Annotated in this window: 15 protein-coding genes and 1 pseudogene; 4 read left to right on the forward strand and 12 right to left on the reverse strand. The window is 58.3% G+C overall.

Annotated elements, in window-relative coordinates; genetic code table 11:
• Position 1: 1 nt before the first annotated feature.
• Both ASC96_RS00720 and ASC96_RS00725 read left to right on the forward strand, forming a co-directional pair.
• The gene (locus tag ASC96_RS00720; protein ID WP_244481783.1) at positions 2-1,534 is read left to right on the forward strand and encodes a methyl-accepting chemotaxis protein; all 1,533 of its coding nucleotides are present in this window, start codon (positions 2-4) and stop codon (positions 1,532-1,534) included.
• Entirely contained in the window at positions 1,531-2,577 is a 1,047-nt protein-coding gene (locus ASC96_RS00725) for an OmpA family protein (protein WP_060500402.1), read from the forward strand. The genes ASC96_RS00720 and ASC96_RS00725 overlap by 4 nt, the downstream gene beginning before the upstream one ends.
• Before the next feature lie 471 nt (positions 2,578-3,048).
• Here the strand turns inward: ASC96_RS00725 and ASC96_RS00730 are convergent, their stop codons facing one another.
• The 4 genes from ASC96_RS00730 to ASC96_RS00745 form a co-directional block, all read right to left on the reverse strand.
• Positions 3,049-6,177, reverse strand: coding sequence for a helicase-related protein (locus tag ASC96_RS00730; protein WP_060500404.1), 3,129 nt, complete (start codon positions 6,175-6,177; stop codon positions 3,049-3,051).
• Positions 6,167-8,017 (reverse strand): phospholipase D family protein, encoded by a 1,851-nt coding sequence (locus ASC96_RS00735; protein WP_060500406.1) that lies wholly within the window; start codon positions 8,015-8,017, stop codon positions 6,167-6,169. The genes ASC96_RS00730 and ASC96_RS00735 overlap by 11 nt, the downstream gene beginning before the upstream one ends.
• Positions 8,010-9,185 (reverse strand): DUF6361 family protein, encoded by a 1,176-nt coding sequence (locus ASC96_RS00740; RefSeq protein WP_060500408.1) that lies wholly within the window; start codon positions 9,183-9,185, stop codon positions 8,010-8,012. Before ASC96_RS00740 ends, ASC96_RS00735 begins: the two co-directional genes overlap by 8 nt.
• Positions 9,186-9,864: 679 nt before the next feature.
• Complete coding sequence (locus ASC96_RS00745; RefSeq protein ID WP_060500410.1) at positions 9,865-13,260, reverse strand: TM0106 family RecB-like putative nuclease; 3,396 nt, start codon at positions 13,258-13,260, stop codon at positions 9,865-9,867.
• Positions 13,261-13,409: 149 nt separating this feature from the next.
• On the opposite strand from ASC96_RS00745, the gene ASC96_RS00750 reads away from it, so the two are divergent.
• Entirely contained in the window at positions 13,410-13,811 is a 402-nt protein-coding gene (locus ASC96_RS00750) for a retroviral-like aspartic protease family protein (RefSeq protein ID WP_060500412.1), read from the forward strand.
• A 165-nt stretch (positions 13,812-13,976) separates the two neighbouring features.
• Here the strand turns inward: ASC96_RS00750 and ASC96_RS00755 are convergent, their stop codons facing one another.
• From ASC96_RS00755 to ASC96_RS00790, 8 genes are all read right to left on the reverse strand, one after another.
• Positions 13,977-14,630, reverse strand: coding sequence for a hypothetical protein (locus tag ASC96_RS00755; RefSeq protein WP_060500414.1), 654 nt, complete (start codon positions 14,628-14,630; stop codon positions 13,977-13,979).
• Between the two features lie 256 nt (positions 14,631-14,886).
• Positions 14,887-15,885 (reverse strand): hypothetical protein, encoded by a 999-nt coding sequence (locus tag ASC96_RS32380; protein WP_156397338.1) that lies wholly within the window; start codon positions 15,883-15,885, stop codon positions 14,887-14,889.
• A 209-nt stretch (positions 15,886-16,094) separates the two neighbouring features.
• On the reverse strand, positions 16,095-17,183 hold the full coding sequence (locus ASC96_RS00770) for a hypothetical protein (RefSeq protein ID WP_060500421.1): 1,089 nt from the start codon (positions 17,181-17,183) through the stop codon (positions 16,095-16,097).
• Positions 17,180-17,584 carry a hypothetical protein gene (locus ASC96_RS00775; protein ID WP_060500422.1) on the reverse strand — a complete coding sequence of 135 codons (405 nt, stop codon included), beginning with the start codon at positions 17,582-17,584 and terminating at the stop codon, positions 17,180-17,182. Before ASC96_RS00775 ends, ASC96_RS00770 begins: the two co-directional genes overlap by 4 nt.
• Positions 17,581-17,748 carry a hypothetical protein gene (locus ASC96_RS33145; protein ID WP_162246306.1) on the reverse strand — a complete coding sequence of 56 codons (168 nt, stop codon included), beginning with the start codon at positions 17,746-17,748 and terminating at the stop codon, positions 17,581-17,583. The genes ASC96_RS00775 and ASC96_RS33145 overlap by 4 nt, the downstream gene beginning before the upstream one ends.
• Before the next feature lie 150 nt (positions 17,749-17,898).
• Complete coding sequence (locus tag ASC96_RS00780) at positions 17,899-18,810, reverse strand: hypothetical protein (protein WP_060500424.1); 912 nt, start codon at positions 18,808-18,810, stop codon at positions 17,899-17,901.
• A gap of 283 nt (positions 18,811-19,093) precedes the next feature.
• Positions 19,094-19,609, reverse strand: coding sequence for a hypothetical protein (locus ASC96_RS00785; RefSeq protein ID WP_060500426.1), 516 nt, complete (start codon positions 19,607-19,609; stop codon positions 19,094-19,096).
• Complete coding sequence (locus ASC96_RS00790) at positions 19,606-20,469, reverse strand: hypothetical protein (protein WP_060500428.1); 864 nt, start codon at positions 20,467-20,469, stop codon at positions 19,606-19,608. The genes ASC96_RS00785 and ASC96_RS00790 overlap by 4 nt, the downstream gene beginning before the upstream one ends.
• 251 nt (positions 20,470-20,720) lie before the next feature.
• On the opposite strand from ASC96_RS00790, the pseudogene ASC96_RS31435 reads away from it, so the two are divergent.
• Positions 20,721-21,178: pseudogene (locus tag ASC96_RS31435) on the forward strand (molybdopterin cofactor-binding domain-containing protein); the annotation flags it as partial.
• Between the last annotated feature and the right edge of the window lie 810 nt (positions 21,179-21,988).

A 21,988-nucleotide genomic window follows, 5' to 3' on the forward strand; every position in this document is an offset into this window, starting at 1 on the left:
CATGGACATCAGACGCTCGATCCGGACCAACGGCCCCATCATGCTGTTTGCGTTGATGACGCTTGTCGGTTCCACAATCATCTGGTTTGGGAAGCTTTACGGCGTTGACACAGTCACCATCACGCTGATCCCGCTCGGTATGATGGCGATCTACTTCGTCATTTCGTTCTTTGCGGCGGGCCTTAGCCTTCACAACGAGCAGGCGGGCGACAACCTCTACTACATGGGGTTCCTGTTCACCCTGACCAGTCTCGGCGTATCCCTTTATCAGTTCACCGGGGAAGCCTCGATCGAGGACGTCGTTAGGAACTTCGGGGTTGCCATCTCATCGACGATCGCGGGGATTTCGCTTCGCATTCTCTTCAACCAGATGCGCCGTGATCCGGTCGATATAGAAAAGGCGGTTCGGTACGATCTCGCTGAGATGACACGACGTGTCCGAACCGAACTCGACACGTCCGCCATGGAGTTTTCGAGCTACCGACGCACCAGTCATCAGATGCTCGTCGAAGGATTTGAGGAGATTGCGCGCCAGGCGGAAAAGAGCGGCGAAGCCGTTCGCGCGTCGATCGAATCCATGGCTCTGCAAGCGACGAAATCGATCCAAGAAGCGTCCGATAAACTCAGCTCGACGCTGGACAGCACGCACAAAAAAATTTGCGATTACGCCGCTCGCAATGCTGCCATGGTCGCTGAAATGAGCGAGCAGCTACAAGGCTCAGTGTCTACGATCGAGGAGCGAACCAACAAGCTGGGCGACGCAGTCGATGGCGTTATTCAGAAGTTCAGAGATGCCCGATCGCCGGATGAGATTCTCAAGATCGAGGTCACGCCCGTCGTCGAATCCCTGCAGGCCATCGTGACCGAACATGCCAAAGCGATCGACGGCAACGCCGCCGTAACGAAAGAGACCGTCAAGAAGATCCTTGCGGCCATTGCTCCGTTCAAGGCAACAAATACGACCCTCGGCGCGATCGCGACGAAACTCGACGCCGCGACCTTGGCTTCCGAAAACTCCACCCAAACCATTGATGCTACGCTTCAGCGCTGGGAAGCCATCGCCGCTGCGACGGAAACGGGGAACATGGCTGCCTCCGTACTAATTAGCCATCTCCAGGAGAACCTCGCCGCAACAAAAGCGGCGACGGGCGCTCATTTGAAGAATGCCGAGAAGCTTTCCGAGGTGATATCATCACTCAAGACGAACACGACAAGCATGAAGTCGGTCGCAGACCGGCTTGCCGATATATCGTTGTCGACGACTGCACATGAGAGACGCCTGGAGAGCGCAACAGAGGTCATAGGACGTGCTGCCACGTCTGTAGAGAAGGCCAGTTCTGGCATCGAAGCGGCGGCGCGGCGCCTTTCCGAGGAACGTGCGCAGATCGTTCTGGCTCCGCTACCAAATCCGATCCCCGACGGCTCAGCGACCGTTCTACCAGCGAGCGCGATTGCTGCGTCGGAGGTTGGTGGACCCACGGGCACCGAATCCGGCGATGACAAGCCCAGGAAAAGCGGCTGGTTCAATCGATGAGCGCGGCCGACACTGCCACGAAAGTCGAGGCAAAGGGATATAACCGTGGCCTCATTCTCGGCTTCACCATGGCGGAGTCCATGCTTCTTCTGGTATTCTGCCTGCTTCTCGTGACCGGGGCGATTATCTCAAATGAGCGCCTTAAAGCAAGCAACGCGCTTAGTGAGGTAGCCAAGGTCAAGACCGAATTGGAGCAACGAAAGCGCGACAACGTGGAGCTTCAGGCCAAACTTGCGACGCAGCTCTCCTTGGTGGACAAGCGGAAGGCTGAGGAAGAGTGGCGGGAACTCGTGGTCGGCCGCGAGATTGTCGAAGCTTTAAAGAAGCAAGGCATTGACGCCGAGGATCTCGACGAACTTGTGAAAAGCGTCGCACTGCTCCTGCAACGGTCTCTGGATGTTTCGGATCCCGTCGCTCTCCAGAAAAAAGTCGACGCCTTGCTGGCTGCCCAGGCCTCTCAGGACCGCGAGCAGACACTCGAAGTAGCACTTGAAGCTCTAACTAGACGCTTGGCAGAAAAAGAGGACGAGCTTTCGAAAGTTCAGCAGGCGTCGAAGCCACACGAATGGCCTCCGATCATCAGTCTCAGCGAAGCGAGCGGGTACTTCTTCACATCGGGTAGCGCAGAACTGACCAAGAAGTTCACCGCCGATCTCAGTGGTTCAATTTCCACGCAGATAGCAGAAAACTTGAAACGCTACGGCGTGGATATCGTGGAAGTTATTGGCCACACTGACGAGCAGCCGCTCTCCCGATCCGGCTCAAACATGGACAAGCTTGCCATCGGCGTTGTGTCAGCAAACACCCCCATCGTAGACCTTGTGCCCGCGGACAATGCCGGACTTGGTCTGGCTCGTGCAATTTCAGTTGCCAGCGTGCTCCGTAACAATGAGGCCTTGGCAGGCATGACGATCCTTCCTTTATCTGCGGCCCAACTCATCATGCCCGGCGACAAACTCACAACCGGCCAATCTGGAAATGTCGAATCTCGGCGGCGGATCGAAATTAGGATTCGACGGAGGGATAACTCAGCAGTCCAATAGGACTCCTCAGAAAAAGAAGGTGCGGCCCCGCTGAATAGGGGACCGCACTGTGTCAAATTTTGATATGCTCAGCCAGTTCCAGTGAATCCTCGATGTCGACACCAAGGTATCGATGTCTGCTTTTAGGTAATTGCAAGAACGGCGATTATGGCCGGGATGACGGCTTAAAGCTGCCGGGCGCTTTATGGCCGCCTCACCGCAAACTTGAGGTCCGAAAGCGGAAATTATTGCCGTCGACAGTCCAGTTGATTGATGCCCAAAGCCAGGGCACAAAGGTGGTATCCACTGGTCGCTCGCGATGGGAAAACAGAGGGAATTTCAAGGCTCCTCCGCTAAGCTGTTGAAATGGTGTGAGAATCTAAGGTCACCAGGCAAGCCATTTTTGGACATATTTGTCCGCCTACTATCCGGCATTCCCCGCCAGAAAAAGTGATGTCTTTGCAGCTACTTGGCGCAATCTCGAGTCAGAAATTAAGGCCGCAACCGGATCTGAAGATCGTCGAAAGCGCTCGCATCGACCCCTTCGCCAACTAGCCTTACGAGGTGCGCTAAGAGATCGTCCTGTCTTGGTTGACCGAATGCGAGGCGGTAGACCGTCAAGCTCCGCTTGAGCCATTCCAGCCGTTTCTCCTCCCGACTGAAGGGTAGCATTGGCACCCGTCGCTCGACTTTTGTGGTTCCTTCATAGATCCAGTATGGAATGAGTTCGTCCCGACTCTTCGTCGCGCGCCGCGCCGCAGCGAACATCGTGACCCACGGGTCCTCGATCGGCTTTCTGCTGCGCCGAAGGTCATCGGCATGGGCCGCGGCGACGTTCAAGCGCACGGCGTGTCCCTTGAAGCGATGAACGCGCCCCTCCCGCTGCTCGAGGTCGACTGGATTTCCAGGCAGATTCCAATGGTATACACGGTGGCAATACGGGTGGAAGTCCAGGCCCTCCTGCCCGATGGAGGTCGTCGCCAGTACGAACGGCCGGAACGGCGAGTTGAACGCCTCTCGCACGGTGGACAGTCGGACGGAACCACCCTCGTCGTCCTTCACCTCGGCGAGCCGCATGGCGAAGCGGCCGCGCATCTTGATGGGATCGCGGAAAACGATGCGTCCCTTCTCCACGCGGATGTCGTCGACCTCGATCTGCGACGGCCGAATGGAGAGCGCGTTGACCATCGCCTGCGCCACGCGCGTCGCTCGTTGGGCCGGAGGCGAACCGAGGAGGCCTTCGCCTTCCAGTAGGTAGTGAGCGTACTCGTCGAGGACTGCTTGCAGGTTGTGCGCGGCGCAGTGGGCGAGGACGCTTCGCCAATAATGCTCCTCACTCTCCTGACGCAGGAGGGCCACAGCCTCATGCTGGTTGAAGAGCGTGCGAAAACCCCAGGCGACATAAGCCGCGGCTTCGAGCAGGACTGGGTCGTCGAAAGCGAGTTCCGGAGCGATGCGTCGCAGGGCGCGCACAGCGCAAACCGCCGGGCTTCCAAGCGCAACATCCACGAGGAGCTCGACGGCAGCGTCATGGAGAGGGCCAGGGGGAGCTTCCGCGGCGCGCCTCAATTCGGCGACGTGCTCGCGAAATCCGGCTTCGTTACTGGTCCAGGCAAAGGGATCGCCTTGCAGCCAATCGAGAGCGCGATTGCCTGCGGAGGCATCCACGCAGGCGGCTACCGACCATTCCCAGTCTCGCGTGGCCGAAGTATCCCCGACATCGCTTCGGGAGTGGCCGGTGAGTTTCGAGGCGATCCGTTCGCGCACCGCATTGCGCATCTCCTCGAGGCCGAGGCGTTCGGGGCTCGCGGCGAAGATCTGCAATGGATCCCCGGCTTCCGCCAGTAGCGGCGAAGGGTAGATGAGGTTGACCGAGCGCAGGGCGGTGGGTTTGCCACTCTCCACCGAGAACTGCAGAGGTCGCCGCTTGGTGGCACTGCTGTAGTCGAGGTTCATCGCTGCAGCGCCCATTCGGCGCTCGACTTCATACGAGATGAGAGCCGCCAAGGCGTCGGGCACCATTTGCCACGACGAGAAGACCAGGGCCTTGGTCGAGGCCCGGCCGCTTGGCGCGGACCCATAGTAGGGCGATGACGGTGCAATCCAGAGCTGCTGATCGAGCCCGTCGTCGAAGAGGTCCGACATGAGCGCTCGAAGCCGAGCGTTGCCGGGGTCGATGGGCTGGTACTTGTCGATGACGTCCGGCTTAAGGGATTGGGCTTCTGCTTTGGCAACGGCTGCGACCAGCGCTGGGTCGGACTCGTCCACTGCCTTCTTCAGCAGCTTTTTGAGAGCGTAATCCCGCATGAAATTGAGCAAATAGGGCGCCGACTTCCAATATTCGACGATCTCCGGAGCGCCGGCGATGCGAGCCACCTCTGCCGAGACTGCCGCATGGTGAAGATCGATGGGTGCGATCTTCACCTGCATGGCGGGTTCGGTGAGCATCGAATCCTTTTCGCTGGTGCTGTCCACCCTTTCGGTGCGGGTCATCACCCTTTTCAGGCGCCGCTCGATGCCGGCACGCGCCTGCTTGGCCCGTTTGGTCCCCTCTGGGAACTGCTGAAGGTAACGGCGAAACTGCCTCATCTCGACGTCGAGTTCTTTGGCTACGGCCGCAGCACGGTCATGACCATGAAGGAAGCCGACCGTCTTGAGGAAGTCTTCGTAATGGTCGCCATCATCCGAAGCATCGTCTGACAACGTCAGCATCTTGTAGGGAGTGGCGGAAAGAAGAAGCGTTCGCGCACCGGTTTCCTGGTCGCCGTACTCGAACAGCGCGCGTGCAAGCTCCCCGGCATGTCCTGCGCCGGACAGCAGCTCTCGAAAGCGTTGAAACTCGTCGAGGATGATCAGGTCCGGTTTCAAGGCGACGATGCAGGCCTGCGACAGCACCTTCCTCAGCCTGCCGACCAGAGCATTCCGGGCCCTAAGCGTCTCGTGCGGGTATTTCGGTCGGCGGCGGGCGAACAAATCGCATACCGCGTCGAGTTCGGCGCGCAATGCCTTGTCTTTCGAAACGATCGATCGGAAACGGCGAACGATGGTCTTGTCGATTCCATCGACAGACATCCGATCGATCTCGCCCTTCCACTTGTCGGCGCTGGCGCCGACCTGCAAAGCATTCTTGAGCGGCGTGAAGCGAGCAAAAGGCTCGAGCAGTCTGAAAAGGAACGCGCGCTCTTCCATTACGCCGGTCGTCGAATGGAGGTTGAAGGTGGTATCAGGCGTCAGGCTGATAGAGTTGACGCCATTGCGGGCGATGACGTCCTCCTTGTCCTTGCTGCGCATTCGCAGCGGCATAAGCGTGATGCGCGTTGGCAGAGCCATCGCCTCCTTGCCCAGCACGTTCAGCCGATTGAGGTTCTGCGCGGCTATGGCCTGATTGGAGCAGATGTAGAGAATGTCGATTCGCTTGGCCGAAGGCCACAGCTTCTCGATCGTCTTTGCGACGATGCCGCGGGCGATCATGGTCTTGCCCAAGCCAACCTCGTCGGCCACGAGGAAGTGCCGGACCGGATCTGGTCCATGCAGGCGGTCGAAGACGTAATCGACCGTGCGCCGCTGAAATCGCTTGAGCTGGGCGAGCGATGCCGTCGCGTCGAATGGTTCACCGCGCATCGGAAGCCTCCAGGACGGTACGAAACACTTGCCACAGCTCCTTGAATTCGGCCGGCACGCGATCCTCCGCAACGGCGTCGGTTTCGGGCGAGAGCCGCCTGATCAGCCGATCGACTGTCGCCAGACGGCCATCACCTGCGCACAGCGCACGGACGAGGTCTTCGAACAGGGGAGCGTCGGCGGCGCCACTGCCCCAGAATCCTTTGCCCTTCCCGTGTTGGCCCAACGGCGGCAATGGTTGATCGATGAAGGAAGCCAGCAGGAGCCGTAGGTACGCCATGAACTTTTGCCTGCTGTCAATCACGTGGTTGAAGATCGCCAGATCTCTCTCCTCCGGCATGCCTTCCACGGTCAAACCGGTGCTGAAGAGTTCGGTGCGCCCAGTGGCCTGATCGGTGATCTCAATGGCAATGAAGCTGGTCAGATCGACTAGGGCCATCGTGCCGAGATCGATCGGCGACCCGCTGCGAATGCCGGCCAGGGCACCTCGAGCGTGTCCTTCGCCCAAGGTGATGGGCCAGGCACGCAACCGACCGAGCTTGTCGAGTCGCAGACCGCCTTCGGGCGGAACGAGCCACAGCTTCCAACGCTGGGCACCGTCCTCCTCCTTGGCTTCGCAGCGAAGGGACAGCGCGCCGCGCGCAAGCGCTCTGCGTGCCTGCAACAGGTTCTGATCTGCCGATACATCGGCCGGATCGGGTGGTTCCACCTCGTCAGGTTGGAATGTCCGCGTCATCCGACCAAAGCCGGTTTCGCCCAGGATCTCGTCGATCCCGCCAAGGTGCCTGCGCAGACCATGGAGCGTGGCGAAGACCTCGACGTTGGACGTCGCGCGGCCTCCGGGAAGAAGTGCCGAATTCGTCGCATTTCCCGAACCCAGGGTGAGCCTTACGTCCCTGCCGTCCTCCTGAATGAAGATCTTGGCATGAAGGCCTTGCTGCTCGTTGCGATAGGGCTCCTCGCCGTCTTCGGTCTCTGCCATTTCATCGAGCACCGCCACCTCCCTGAATCGGTCAAGGACGTCTGCGGGCAAGCAGACGAGTTGGTCGGAGCGACTGATCAGCTTTGGAGCCTGATCGGCAAGATCCGTCAGGTACTTGAGCGCTCCGGGCTCGACGAATGGCGACATGATCGCGATGCGCTTGCTGAGGGTCGGCTTCCATCCATGCGAGCCGACGCCGTTGACATGGAATTCTATGGCGTCGCAACCGGGCGGCCGATCCCAGTTCACGTAACGGAGGTCGTTGGCGATGGCCAAGGTCAGGGCGCGGCGAGTATCTTGGATTTTGCCGACCGCCATTCCGGGCAAGGCCGCGAGGAGGTCGTGCAGCGGCTTGTTGGAGGCGAACGGCTTCGTGCCACGTTCGCCATCGAGGCACATGGCTGCATCCCAGGATCTGTCGCGAGTCAGATTGCGGGACAGGATCAGCAGGCGCATGCGCATTGGCTGATCGCGGTCGAGAGGCTTGAAGCGCAGCGCCCACAGCTTGGGGTGGAAGCTGCCCTCGTTCGGCGCCTTCACCTCGAGGACCGCCTTCTCGAGCAGGGAGGCGAGCCGCGAGCCTTGACGAACGTCGGCGTGGATCTGACCAGCGTCCACGTAGACGACCAGCTTTTCGGCCGTGCGTTCCGCGGATTCGAGAAGCGTCACTGGATCTTCGAGGATCTCGTCGCGGCTCTTGGAAGAGAAGAGCGCCAGACTGACCGGCACGGCCAGGGCCGTCTCGAAATCCATCGAGAACGTCGTGGCGATGCCGCCATCGAACTCGTAGCCGAATGGGGCCTTGAGGCTGTCACCGTAGAGGAGCCGGGTTTCAGGATCGAGAGTGCTCTTAGCCACGGGCGAGATCCTGGAGGTGCCGGTTGGCCTGGGACCAACGGAACTGCAGTCGATAGGCGCCGGAGGAGCCCTGCCATCGATCGCGGGCAGCTCGGTTGGTGAACCGCGATTGCGCCTTCTTCAGGCGGCGCTCACGATCCTTCACCAGTGACTGGGCCTTGGAGGCGTCGCGCTTGAGTGCGCCGCTGGTTCGGACCAAGTCCATCCATTCGATGACGAAGCGCCTAGTCGGATCCTGCACGCGGTGGGCCGGGTGGCGGATCTCTTCCCAAAAGTCCTCGATCGGCCAGCACTTGAGGCGTGCAAGATCGAAGTCCTGCTGCCACTTCTTGATGGCTTTGCTATAGTTCTCGATCCACTGCTCATTTTCGCGCAACTGGCTGAGCAGCAGATTGTATTGCAGGGCGGCCCCGTACATCACGTCGGAGAAGATCGACGCGTGCTCCACCAGCCCACGTGCCCGTCCGGGGAACATGGAGAGGTGCGGGTGCGACCAGATATGCTCTGAATCAGCCTGGAGACCGTTCTTGGCGAGGAAAGCCAACAGACTGTCCGGATTGCTGTCCACCAGACGGTCGACCACGAAACCGGCCTCTTCGTCGGTCAGCGCGAAGCTCGTCTTTTCGAGCATGTCCTTGGGAGGTTTAGGCAGGCGCGGATGCCAGGGAGTCGGAACGGTTCGCCCCGCGCCATGGTCGTCATCGTCATGATCCTTGCCGATATTCGTTGGCCAGGACGGTAGCGACGCCGCATATGCATCGATCGAGCCGGAGAAGCGACGAATGCCCCATGTCTCAAGCCCAGCCCAATAGACGCTTGCTGGCAGCCTCTTCAATTTTGCACCGGCGTTGACGCCGATCACACCGCTTTTTTCTTCATTGGCGACCAAGGCATCGCGAAGGCGAAGCTGGTCGTTCCTTATCTGATCGGCAATCTCCTTGCTGCTCCGCTCTCGGGGAAGGCGCGAAAAGATGTACGGAACGAACAGCATGTAGCGCAGACGGGTCTGCACCGTGCTGGTGCCAGGGAAGAGGTGGTCGGCAATGGAATCGCGTATCGCGCCCAGCCCCAGTTCGTCTCGAGCTTCCTGTTCAGTGAAGAGCTGCATCAGGCGCTGAGCCCGCTCGCGCTCCTGTTCATCGAAGTCGATCCAGCCGATTGATGACAATTAGATACCCCGCGCCTAGGGGGGCTTCGACAAAATCGTTTTGCATGTACCGTTTTGGTGCGCCCCCTTCACCAGCAACGCTGAACGTGCCTGAATCGAAAGTCTTGAGCAACCCAGCTTCGTATATTTGTCGAGCCCAAAGAAGCTGAGTCAGTCAGTCGAAGGCTTAATCTCGTTTCATTGTTTGGCCCATTATTTGATAAAAAGTATATCGAACATGGCATCCTGCTTCATCTTGACCGCGACAGGCGAACTTAGGCGGTAATGTCGCTAGCCGAGAAACCGGAATGACTGCCCGCATTGATCAATGCCGTTGTCGCGCATTAACTAGGGAAGCTTTGTCTGCGCGATCCCTGTAGCGACTGGATGTCTCAAACTGTCTGGGTCGGGCAGGCCACTTGACACCTACGACTGACAGGATGGTTGCTCGTGAACGCAACTTGAAGCGTGGTGGCCGGGGTCGAGGGACTTTCTTTGAGCCAGTATTTTCGTGGGTGTGGGTTGCCGCCTATGGCAGCTTTTAGGAGATCGCCTGCGCATGCTCAGCGACCGCAATGCGTGCGCGAAGCGGCCATTCGCACGGCGACTGCGGGAACGTGAACTTAAGGTCCGAAAGCGGAAATTATTGCCGCTCTCCTGCTATGTTGACGTCAGCTCAAAGCCAGGGCAGCCGCGCCGCTCAGAGCATGCTTGCTCGCTCTAGGTACCGGCAAAAGGCGTTCGCAAGCCGCATCTGCCGCGGCGTCCGGCACTGCGCTTCGAAGACGGAGGGCGAGGCGACAAGCACGCAGATGCATTTGGCTCGCGAAGTGGCCACGTTGAGCCGGTTGAGGCTGTAGAGAAACTCCATGCCGCGCGGCGCGTCCGCATAGGTTGAGGTCGTCATTGAGTAGATGACGATCGGCGCTTCCTGACCTTGGAATTTGTCGACCGTGCCGATGCGGCCGCCGGGGATCCGGTCCTGCAACTCGATGACTTGAGCATTGTACGGCGCGATGATGAGGATTTCGTTGAGCGTAACAGGCGCTTCGACCCCGTGCTTGTCGATCCATGTCGTCCCCGCACCAAGGATCTCATCCACTAAGTCGCGGACGCAGTCAGCTTCCTCAGGCGACGAACTCTGATTGCCTTCGGTCGGCACGGGTACGTAACGCAGGCCCGCGCCGCTGACACGGCCGCCCGACCTTATCTCCTGCACTTCCAGCCCTGGCCGTGGGTGAAGACGGCCGCCGTAGAACAGCTCAGAGGTATAGGCGCAGATGTCCGGGTGAAGCCGCCACGTCTCGGCCAGAAACAGCCCGCGGTTTTCGGCAATGGTCTGATCACCGCCGAGGATGTGATGGAGCGATGAAACGTCGGTGCCTTCTGGATGGCTACCCTGCATGGGCTGGTCAAGCTGTTGCGGATCCCCGAGCAGCACGATGGTGGATGCCGCCTGAGAGACGGCCAGCACATTGGCAAGCGCCATCTGCGCCGCTTCATCGATAAAGAGTACATCGACGGCTTCGGCGGCATCGGGTGACGCCCAGAGCCACGCGGTGCCGCCGCCGACGTGGACGCCGTGGCTGATAGCGCCGAGCAGTTCAGGTGCCTTGGTCGTGAAGCGCAAACGGTGGACGTCGTCCTCTTTCTCGGCAGATTTCTGCATACATTGGACATCTACGCCCATCGCGTCGGCCGCCGTCACGACGGCATCCAGAAGATTGCGGATCACCTTGTGGCTGTTAGCGGTGACGCCGACCTTTTTTCCAGCCTGAACGAGGGCGCAGATCATGCGGGCGCCGGTGTGGGTCTTGCCCGCACCGGGTGGCCCTTGAATGGGAAACACGCCGGGCTGCAAATGCGGTGCGATGCGCAGCGCGGCATCAAGCGTGGGTTCGCCGTCCTGCCGGATCGGCTGCTCGCCGAGCCGCGGCGGCATCCGCATGAGAAGATCGCGGGCCGCCCTGTATCGGCCATCGCCCTCCATGCCGTTCGTGGCGACATGTTCACCGATGCGAACAAGCGCCTTCGCAAGCACGTCGGCATCAATTACCTTATGAGCGAAAACTGCCTCGCTGTGGACATCGGCTGTGTCGCCCCGCTTTTTGATATCGACCCAGCGTTCGTCCAGCGCCATCTCCTCGACCGTGCCGAAATGGGCACCGCCCATGTTCCGCAGGCTTTCGCCGCCGCGCAGTTCTGTCTCCTGCGGCGGGAAGCTGTAGCGGTGGATCGGCGCCTTGGCGGTGCCGCCAGTTACGCCGATGAAGGAAAGGCCGGACAGGCCCGCTCGCTCTTCGAGCAGGTCCTCCGCCGCGAGATCCGATAGTCGAAAATACTCCCACCACAGCGCCTTCTGCTCCCGCCGGTGCCAGTCGAGCGAATGGGCAAGCAGCCAGCGCGCGTGCTGCTCCGGTGTCCGGTCCGCTGGATCGAGCGGCACGTCGCCGGTTAGCTGGTCGATGAGCGCATTGATCTTCTCCTGCCACTCGCTGAGCTTCTCACTCGGCGCGCCTTCCGGTGCCTCCGGGCGCGGCACATCCGTGCCTGCTGCGACCAGCTCATCGCGGCGGGTCTCAAGCCAGTCGCGCAATTGCCAGGTCGAAACGCAGTCGTCCCTGTTATAGCCGGCGACTACCGTGCGGTCGGCGTCATCGATGAATTCCAGATCGCCAAGCTCTAGGCAGGCCTGCACCTTTGCGAGCGCCATGTTTGCGTCGGACAGCTTCGTGTCGCGCGTGAACCCGTACAACGGTTCGAGCTTTTTGATGGAATAGCTCTCGACGCTCGCCCGCAAGGCGTTCCGGACAACGCCGTACAGATCGACGAAGCGCTTGGAGCGCAGCAGGAAGTCGATCTCTTCCTCGCGGCTCGCGTAACGGCCCATCAGCCGCTTGAGCGCCGCCGGCTCGTAGGGCGCGAAGTGGTAAATGTGCAGATCGGGGTGCTGTTCGAGACGCGCCATGACGAAGTCGATAAAGCGCTCGAAATTCGCCTTCTCGTCCTCGCGGGAAAAAGCCCAGTCGCAGGTGTAGCTGGCGGTGCCATCCGTGGCGGCGAAGCTGTAACCGAACAGATATTCGAGCCCGCCTTCACCTGCGAAGGGATCGCCTTCGAGGTCAAAGAAGATATCGCCGGAGGACGGGGTAGGCAGGCTTGCAAGCCCAAAGCCTGGCACCACCGGCAGCAGTTCGTGAAGGATGGCGGCTGCAGCGCGGCCTTCGACCTGGATGCGCGCCTGTTCGCGAATGCGCTCATAGGAATAGGCCGCACCACGGGTGGGCTTCCAAGCAAGCGGCAACGGCATGACCGCAAGGTTGGCCGCAGTCTCTATGCCCTGGCGCTTGAGTTCGTCAATCTGGACTTTGCTGATACCGGCGACGAGAGCGAGATGATCATCGGCACGCCGCCGCTGATCGCAACGATTCTGCCAGCGGCATATATCACAATGCGTTTTAGGGTCGGGATAGATCGCCGGCCCGTTGTCCTCGTCGATCGCGCGCGCGAGCCCGGCCCGCACCCGCCTATAATAGGCCGCAAAGTCGTCCATTCGGAAGATCTGCGGCTCGTAGTCGGACCAGGGGGCGACGACATAGGAATATGCAGGCGTCAGGCCCTGCACCGAGGCGACGAGTTCGGCATAAAGGCAGAGTTGCAGGACGGTACCGCCCTTGGTCTCGCGGGCGAGCTTGGTGTCGATCACTTCATAAGACCATGCGCCGAGATCGCTTGGCGTATCGATGCGGCGAAGGATATCGGTGCGGCCGACCCAGGCGTTAAGACGAAACGCACCCTGCACGATGATGGGGTGGCCTTCGATCATCGCCGTGCGTGTCTGCGCGACAGCGTCGTCGTCAACCCCGACGCCGTCAATAACGATGACGTCGAAGCCCTGCGCCTTCAGGTGCTCGACATAGCCCTGTTCGTGGCGTGCGCCGCGCTCCCAGAGGATCTGCAACAGTGGGTCCCAGAAAGTGGGTTTGGGAAGTGTGCCGCGCGCGACTTCGATGTCTAGGCCGGTCAGATGGCGGCAGTTCAGGTGCCCGACCAAGTCGGACGCGCTGAGCAGAAGTGAGTCGTTACGAAGCTGCATCAAATAGTTTTAACTCAAATGGTTTACACGCGCTATTGCTTGTTCCAGAGCGCTAGACATCTTTGTAGGATCCGAACTTGCACTCAGCATAAGGGTGCTAGCCATCGGCGGCCTCTGCGTCCGAAATGGAGGCGACAGAAGGAGAGCGCATGCCGAAGACCCTGACCCTGACACGCCCGACCGACACCGACCTCATTAAAGTGCCCCTGTGGATCATCAATCCAGCGACCGGCGCAGCCCAGCAGTTCCTGGCGGACCTGGACACAGGAAATGACCACACATGCATCCATCCGAGAACGCTCCAGCAGATCGGACTGGTGCCGAACGGCCGCCACCTGCCGATACATGGAGTTACAGCGTCGTCGGTAGCACAAGTCGCAACGGTCAGCCTTGGCATGCACATGGACAACGGCCACCAGATCACGGTGAACTCCCATGAAGTGGCCGTACTGGACTCGATCAATTGCGATATCTTGATGGGGCGCGACTTCCTTCAATGGTGCGATGTCTCGCTGCGCCGCGGCGGCACGACGACGTTGACATTCGACTGACGCCACATGCCTTCTTACGAGCTCGACTTCGACCCTTTCGAGGAAGGCGTTGATCAAGTGCATCGCGAGCGACGGCTCCATGATCATCGGTTACAAGATGTCGACGGCAGCACTTGACCGGATCGAGCGACTGCTCCTGGAGGCGCGTAAGGGTGGTGAACTGGACTACGTCGGATCTGTCGTGACCCGCTTTAGCGCGCGGAACACTCGAGAGCTTAGGAAGAAGATCGATGCCCGGCTGAGGCTCAGAAATCGCTGGGGAAGTACAGCTCGTCGATCGAAAGCACGTCGCAGTCGTTCGAGTCTCTTTGATTCCGGCTCGTCATCCGCCTGCGCTTCATGTGTTTCCGACGCTTCACGCTCGGCGATCAGGATAAGGAGATAAAAATCGACCATGTCGTTCTTATGCTTGTTGGCATCGATGTGTCGGGCCCGATATCGACGGAGCAAAAGGCCGATAAAAACCTCATTTTGGAGAAGAGGCTTCCAAAATGGCTGAAGCAACAGGTCGGAAATGTGATCCACGTCTGGATGATCAAGCGATGGTTTTCGAAACCCGTAGCGTGCGGCCGTGTCAAGCTCGTAGACGATTGAGTGCTGCGGCGGTGTGAATTCGGGCTTTGTTCGATCATATGTTCGAACAAAGCCGGAAAGCTCATTCTGTTCATTCAGGTCGATCCAGAGAGCAATTGTCGGAAAGGGAAGGACCTTTGTTGGATCGGTCGCGTTCCACATCAGCCAGAAAAGCTGCGTCTTACGGAACTCCTCAGCCAACGTGTCGGCGAGGGATTCGATTGGAAGTTTCATTTCGTGCAGCATCAAAACCTCACAAGGGTTGGGCGCCGGTTTGACGCGGCGAATTCAGATGCAGTGGTAGAGATAGTGGTCAGGTAGCTTCTTGCATGCCGTTCTGCTGTCTCGCGAGGTCGCGAGCCAGGCCAATGCAGAGGTAAACTAGACGAGCGATGTCTTGCGACCAGCGGCCGCAGGAGCCAAGCAAATCGAACGCATCATCGTACCCGACGGCTGAAACCGACAATGTGACGCCGGTTCGGACACGCTGTGGAGATGTTCGCTAGCTCTTGATCTTCTGCATTTGAATGCGGGTGTCTTCTGGGGCACCTGTCGGACCTCTAGTATGTCGCTGAACTGTAATCCATCGACGCAGCGCCCGCTGGGGCCCATAGGGTTGCCAACGGCCATGCGCACGGACAGTTACCTGATGCGTGAGGCCCCGGCGCTCCTCCACTTCCCCGGCGTTGTGCGATACCGCCAGTGATGGTGCTCCCTTGGCCGACACTTCGATTAAGCGAAAGCGGCCAAAGCCTCCAACTCCTGTGATCCGCTGCAGCGACGGGGCCGTGTTGCACGCAACGGCTTTGTGAGGCTCGCTGCCGATCGCTTTCCGCTCGCCAATCTGATCAGAATCCTGCGGGTTGAGGTGATGGTGGACAGCCAGCAGTCCTTCCACGAAACAATGAAACACGAGATTTTGGACATCACCGAGGAACCAGCTCTGCGGTCCGACGGCATGTCCACTCAATACATGGATGCGTCCTCCGACCTCTGCCCATTTAAGGAAGAAAAAGGAGCGATTCTCGCGATTTGAAAGAATAGCGCCCCACGTTCTTGCGCCATCCGCTTCTCGATTGACGAAGATCGCCTCAAGATGTGCCTGGCGGCTGGCTCCGACGTGCTCCGAGGTGTGGATATAGAGGCACTCGTGATCTTCAAAAAAGCTGTCGCAGGTGCGGGCGAGTTCGAAGACGTCTCGTCGCTTCATCTTGGCTCGGCTAATATCCAGAGCGACCGGAAGGTGGCAGAGCTCCGGAAGCAGAAACGGCGCGAGCCGGCGAAGCAGGTCGTCCCAGCTTTCCTGCTCGGTGACGTCGCGGTTATCGTGTCTCAACGGAGGCTTGGCAAGAGAGTCACGCAGGTCGGCCTGCAGCCGACCAACTGGAGTTCCACGGGCTGTACGGCGAATGCGGATGCGTTTTGCCGAAGAAAGGCTCTCAATGTCCTGTTGGTGGTCTTTGAGGAAGCAAGAAACGAGACGATCAAGAACTGTAAGCATAGTGATCTCCATTGATATTCTGCGGGTCGCGTGAACGCAGCAACGCCTTGCCGATATGGTCGGGCGCGTGATTGGGTTTGATAATGGGAGGAGTGGAGCTATACGGGCGCTGCTGCCGAAGTGTTGGCGGCAGGGCCTACGCCATTGCTAGTGGCGTCACGTTGCCAAAAGCAGCTTTTGAGAAATCGTGCGCAACGAATAGCCGGGCATTAGTGGACGCTCCTGTCCATGAAGCTCTCATGAAAATGTTCGGCACCTGCTGCCAGAATGGCCTGTTTCCACTCTTCTGACTTGAAATCAAAATCGACCTCTCGCAGTGTCCAAGGGCCCTCGAAAGCCATCCATTTCGCGTCATCGGGGATGTGTGACAAGGCGTGGTTGCGGTCGGCGACCTGAACGTGAACGGCGAAACCGCCACTCATCTTGGCTGTCCAGACGTAAACCCCAAGATCGTCATCGTAGATCTTGTCGCCTGCTCTTGACGCATGCGACTGCAGGTGCCAGGTCGTGACTTCATGTGCTGCACGCAAAGCGTCGTCGAGTTCGGCGGCCGAGAAGAATTCCTCGTTGCTATCGGCTAGAGGCATTCGTCGATGGCCATCGGTTGTATCGGCGTTGTTCTCGTCGAAACATGGCTCCACCTCGTCGGCCGGTTTCAAGCGCTCCAAGGAACCAGCCAAGCTATGATCTGCCGAAGCATACTGTTGAGCCATGCCATTGATTTCCGAGCGCCAGGTATCTGACTTCAGGAGATCGACAACATCCGCTCGCGTGCGGGCGCCCATCAAGTGTGGCCATGAGACATAAGCTACGTCGCTTTCGTCTACGTCCCTATCGAGATCGAACGAGAATGAGACATCCCAGCCACCGTCGTCCTGACGTTTGACGACAATCGCAAGAAACGGATACATCTCCTCGGCTTCTTCCTCCGGAGAGCCGACGCGGCTCTCCATCCACTCGATGCACTCGTCATTCGCGGCATGCATGCCGGCAAGCGTATCAGCGAGCCGATGCAAGACTGCAAGCCAGTCCTCCGACCGCAAGAGTTCGATCGCATCCTGGTGCGTTTTCACACGGTATTTGGTCAGGTCGAAGGTGAATGTCGTTGAGTCCGGATGTTCCGACTTCCAATTCTGTCCGAAGCCGAAATTCCATTTGCGGACTTCGCCGTCGAACCATAGCTGAAAGCTTTCGGCGCCGTTGAGGACCGCTGATGTATCGAAGTCTTCCACGGAAGGTGCCTCAAGCCAGGAGAGCACGATGCCGTTCAGATCGTGGAGCTCATCAAGGGCGCTCAATGGAGGCTTCCTCCCGTGAACTTTTTAAGGAAGTGGTCAGTACCGATAACGAGGAACGCAGCCTGCCAGTTATCGGTCTTAATCGCCGCCTCGACATCACGCAGACTCCATGTTCCTGCGAAGGGCACGCACAACGCATCTTCCGGGATGGCGGAGACCGCGTGCCGGCGTTCCGCAAGCTCGAAGTGAGCCGTGAACTCGTCGCCCGTCTTAACGGTCCAGACGTACGCCCCGACTTCTTCATACTCCTCATCGACCTCGGCCGTCGAGCGCGTGGACAAAAACCAGACGGCACGCTTGTGAAGCGTCGTCAAAACGACCTCAAGCTCGGCGACAGTCGAGAATGCCTGGTCGACATCGATGAGCGGCATCGGAAGGCGGTAGTTGCTGACGTTGCTCATACAGCCTCTCCCTTCTGACTATGCTGCTTCAAAAGCGGCAGGCCACGATGGAAAAGGTCTAAGATGGAGTTGTGGTCGGGCATGATCTTACGCACGCTGTTTACAGCGGCAAGCATGCCCTCCTCAAAATCCTCGGCATTCGTATTCCTGGTACTGGTATTCACAGTCGCTTCCTTCTGTCGTGCCGGTTCGTCCGGTGTTGATGACGGAGAAGGTTTCGCAGCAATTGCGACGTGTTGAGATGGGTCCCTATGCTGGATTTTATGGGGGGGACCCCAAGTTCGACATGGTTAATTTGAGTTAAGATGCTGAAATTATATGTTCTTTTTATTTTTTTTGGGCGCGGATAGAGTTCCCTTTTTCCGCGCACTAGCCTTGCCATACCGGTCATCCATGTCGAGCAGAACCGTTGCAATAACGTCAGGCATATTCCGCCAATATATACTCGTGTCTCTTACTGGATCTCCAGGCGCCCAATAATGAGTGTCACGCCATGCGCGATCGATCGCTTGCATAAGTCCGGGTTTGTCCTCGAAGCTGTGCAACGGGAATTCTTCATTAAAGTTTATCGCGAACCTGAGAAGCTCCGACTGCGCGGCCTTTTCAGCCCGTGGTTTCGGTGCGAAGAAGTCCGGAATATTTTTGTCCAAGCTTTCCTGCTCAACAAAGATCCAACTTAACGATTCCGGTGGCTGATTTTCGACCGGCTCGAAAGGCTTGCTTGAATCGAGCTTGCCATAGTCAAATCGGAAGGAAAGCTCTTCGCTATTCCACAATGATGGTGCCGCCTCGATGATGTCGCCACCACGGAGTGCCCGTATACCTGTCCTTACAGCGCCCGAGCGAAACCACTCCATCATTCGCGACTGTACGCTTTTATATCGTTGATAGGGCAGCTTAAGTTCGTCAAGGCGACGGTTTGCAATGCTCCATACTTCTGCGGATATCGCCGGCGGCCGATTGAAATACGGGATTTTCGTGATCGGCGCGCGCTCTTCTTCAGAAAGCAGCGCTTCTATTATATGCCAGTTGTGCCACAAGTCATCAACGGTCATACGTTGTTTGCGACGGAATTCCGGGGTGTTCGATTGCGACGGCGCCGCATCGGTCCACTCATGTCCGAACAGCGCTCTGCCTACTTTCTGCACTGCGCGTCCGATAAATATGTAGCGACCGAAGTCTATTGGCCAATTTGATGTGGGCTCTTGATTCCAGATGCGGTCCATATGTTCCTCGTTTCTGCAACGTGGCGGACCCTAGAAAATTCCTCTGAACAAATCGGAAATACCATCCACCATGGAGGTGAAAACCGGCCATGATTGTCTTTGCGCCTCGGCTTGGTCGATTGTCAGAAAGCCAGCACAGGCGCTAATTGTTGCTACCGACAGGGCACCGAACCCACGGTAAAAGTGGCGGCTCGACGCAAAACAGCCCCGTGAGATCATGCGGATCTCACGGGGCTATTCTGGGTTGTGTGCAATACAGCCCACTATGGGCTATCGCCGGGAGCTACGGCGTGCAGATACTGATGAGAGCACCTGCTGCCGCTGCCGCTCTCTGCATCTCCTCAACGCGCTTGATCGCCGTTATCTCGTCCATGTCTATATCGTAGCCATACACACCGCGACCGAGCTCATGAGCCATATCCCCAGCCATTTCGACGGTTGGGAATCTGGTGACCGTGATCCATGGCCAGCCCGTATCGGCTTCATCTGGAGCATACAGGGCAATCGTGAACGGCCCGTAATCTTTTTCCAGATTTGGGCGACTGCACGTAGCATCAGGCCCTGACTTGAAGTCGAGAAACCGTCTCCTCATTAGGATAGGCTTATCAAGCGACCTTTCCAGCGCGTCTGCTTCTTCAGGTGTCTCGATAAACCAGATCTTCCATGGATAGACGCGAGGACCAACGATATATTCAGGCAATCTTCCGACGTAAAGATCCGGAAGGCCCGGTAGATGTCCGCGATATTTCTGCAAGTGAAGCCACTTCGAGACCGGCTCGCTTATCCAGGTGCTGTTCATGCTGCAACTCCCATTCGGGCCGTCGGTAGCTGGATGTTTCGCAGCATCTGTAGAGCTGACTGAACCAGCGGTGCACGACGTTTTGGCAGGGCGTCCTTGTAGGCCTCCCATCCCACAGCGCGTTTGGCCGAGGCAGGTGTCAGGTGGAAGTAAGTCATGACATAATCGTACCCGGCGCGATTATATCGAAACTGGGCGATCGCATCGGCTTCCCCGTGTTCAAAAAGCGAGACCTTCCCACATTCGGGGCGGAGCAACAGAGCCGCGGTGTCTGGTGCAGCATTCCAATGCCGCTGCGTCTGGCCACAGGTCGGATCGAACAGGATATCTCCGATTTTGACGACCATATGGGCATTCCAGGCGTTTGGAAGCACCGGGGCATCCGGGCTTCCAATCGTGAGTACGTTTGAAGGTTCGCCGTTATAATACCGGAGAAGCTGTGCTCCGACCGGCATGACCACTGCATCTAACCGACCCATCCCGTGAAGAATGTCCCTCACGATCAACGCAAGCAGGATGCAGTTCCGCATAAGCGAATGGTTGGCCCAGCGGGCATCTGCCTGCACTGCTTTCCAGGCAGCTTCAACTGCTGCGGTGCCGATCACCAGATCTGCGCGCTGGCGATCATCTAAATTCACAGTGTCGAGGAGAGGAAGGCATGTAATCGATCGCGCGACCTGGTCGTAGGCCGGCGACCTGAGGGACTGACTGGACGTTGGCGAGTTACCGGGGGCCGCATCCGATACTCGGTCAGCGAATCGGCCTTTATCGGTGTAGCGACCGTGAGAGAATACGGAGCTCGCCAAAGCCTGCAGAAAACTGCGGTGGGGTCCTTTGATAGGGAGGGTGGTCATGGTCATAGATACTCCTGCGTTTGCCGGTGGCTCGGCTTGGTTGACGCAGCAGAAATAACGAGACTTTTCGGAGCGATGAGATCAGCCCCACCCCAAGGAAAAATGGGTGGGGAGGCACAACAACATGGTTAACTTCAATGCAAGCCGTTGAATTCGATAACTAAAATTAGGTCAAAAAAGTTTCTGTATCAAAGCGAGATCAACCCCTTGATGCGTGCTGTCTGACCAACGTTGCGGCCCAGGGCGCGATGAGGGTCAAAGATTAGATCGAGTTAGGAGAATTCCAGTCGAAGCAATATTCGCTCTCGGCCTTAGGCGCGCATTTTGCCGAAGTTGCCGTTCACGCCTATACCGGCGAAATATGGGTTCGCGGAATGCTCGCGGTTTGCGATGCCGGGCGGATTCTCAACCCTTTGACGGCACGCAGCCAGATGATCGGCGCCATGATGATGGGTGTCGACGCGGACGCGGCGATCATGGAAGAACTCGCGGTCGACAAGCGACACGGCTTCTTCGTCAACCATGATCTCGACGGATACCAAGTTCCGGTCCACATGGATATCTCATCCGAGGAGTTTTCCTCGAGGGCGCTGATCCGTATTCCACGCCATTCACGGCGAAAGGCGTCGACGAGCTCGGTCTTTGCGGTTTCCCAGCGGAGATCGCAAACGCCATTTATGCCACCGGTATTCTGAATCGATTTTCCGCAATTTGAGATGCCTTGAATCACGTTGACTCAAATTATCCTAGTTGCTTGCCTCCTGTATCGAGCGGCCATTTTTAACACCTCCGCCAATGTCGCCTCGTTTCGTAGGACGGTTTGAACACTAAGTTGCGCCAACGCATGCCCCTTCGATGAATCGGATCGGCTGAAGCCTAAGCCATTTACTTGCCGAGCGTGATCCGGATCCTCAGCAGCAACAGTCGCGAGGACGATCAAAGCATCGCGTACATTTGCCCAGGTGGCGCCCGCATTCTTTCGCACCGATGCTGGAAAATACTTCATGCCGTGCATCTCTCCTCACTACGTGAATGACGAGAATCCCGTTTCTGAAGTGCGAAGTAATGGGGAGAGCGGCCATCGTCTGCAGGTTTCGCGGTCACGCCCTTTAGTGTTGGGAGGTCGTCTCGAAACAGAAGTCGCGCCATAAGTTTGCGAACAGCCTCGTTCGCAGAGTATCCGTCGCCAAGAAGGATGGACTTGGAATCGGCGACGACGGCCTCCAGCACGGAACTGGACCGACCTCCTTCCCGGAGGCGAGCAAGGGCTACGGAAAATGCTGCCGCGATTGCCCAGTCTACCGGCTGTGCCTCGGGCTTGCGTGCGTCTTTCAATCTGCGACGATAACGTTCTTGCGCTGCCCGGTGCGCCTCTTTGTCGGGGTTTCGCGGTCTCGGCACTGTTACCTCCACTGTCACTACGTGAAGCCTCGTGCTTCACAACGTGACTTTATGGTTTCTGCCGGCGGCGCATTTCTCAACGATTAGCATTTCATGAATGACTTCCGCGTATCTTTCCTCGACC

The sequence above is a fragment of the Rhizobium sp. Root1204 genome (assembly GCF_001424965.1).
In the GTDB taxonomy this organism is placed as follows: Bacteria; Pseudomonadota; Alphaproteobacteria; order Rhizobiales; family Rhizobiaceae; genus Pararhizobium.

Coding starts and splice junctions, on each gene's coding strand:
- ASC96_RS00720 (WP_244481783.1), top strand. CDS start 2: ATGGACATCAGACGCTCGATCCGGACCAACGGCCCCATCATGCTGTTT.
- ASC96_RS00725 (WP_060500402.1), top strand. CDS start 1,531: ATGAGCGCGGCCGACACTGCCACGAAAGTCGAGGCAAAGGGATATAAC.
- ASC96_RS00730 (WP_060500404.1), bottom strand. CDS start 6,177: ATGCGCGGTGAACCATTCGACGCGACGGCATCGCTCGCCCAGCTCAAG.
- ASC96_RS00745 (WP_060500410.1), bottom strand. CDS start 13,260: ATGCAGCTTCGTAACGACTCACTTCTGCTCAGCGCGTCCGACTTGGTC.
- ASC96_RS00750 (WP_060500412.1), top strand. CDS start 13,410: ATGCCGAAGACCCTGACCCTGACACGCCCGACCGACACCGACCTCATT.
- ASC96_RS00755 (WP_060500414.1), bottom strand. CDS start 14,630: ATGCTGCACGAAATGAAACTTCCAATCGAATCCCTCGCCGACACGTTG.
- ASC96_RS32380 (WP_156397338.1), bottom strand. CDS start 15,885: ATGCTTACAGTTCTTGATCGTCTCGTTTCTTGCTTCCTCAAAGACCAC.
- ASC96_RS00775 (WP_060500422.1), bottom strand. CDS start 17,584: ATGAGCAACGTCAGCAACTACCGCCTTCCGATGCCGCTCATCGATGTC.
- ASC96_RS00780 (WP_060500424.1), bottom strand. CDS start 18,810: ATGGACCGCATCTGGAATCAAGAGCCCACATCAAATTGGCCAATAGAC.
- ASC96_RS00785 (WP_060500426.1), bottom strand. CDS start 19,609: ATGAACAGCACCTGGATAAGCGAGCCGGTCTCGAAGTGGCTTCACTTG.
- ASC96_RS00790 (WP_060500428.1), bottom strand. CDS start 20,469: ATGACCATGACCACCCTCCCTATCAAAGGACCCCACCGCAGTTTTCTG.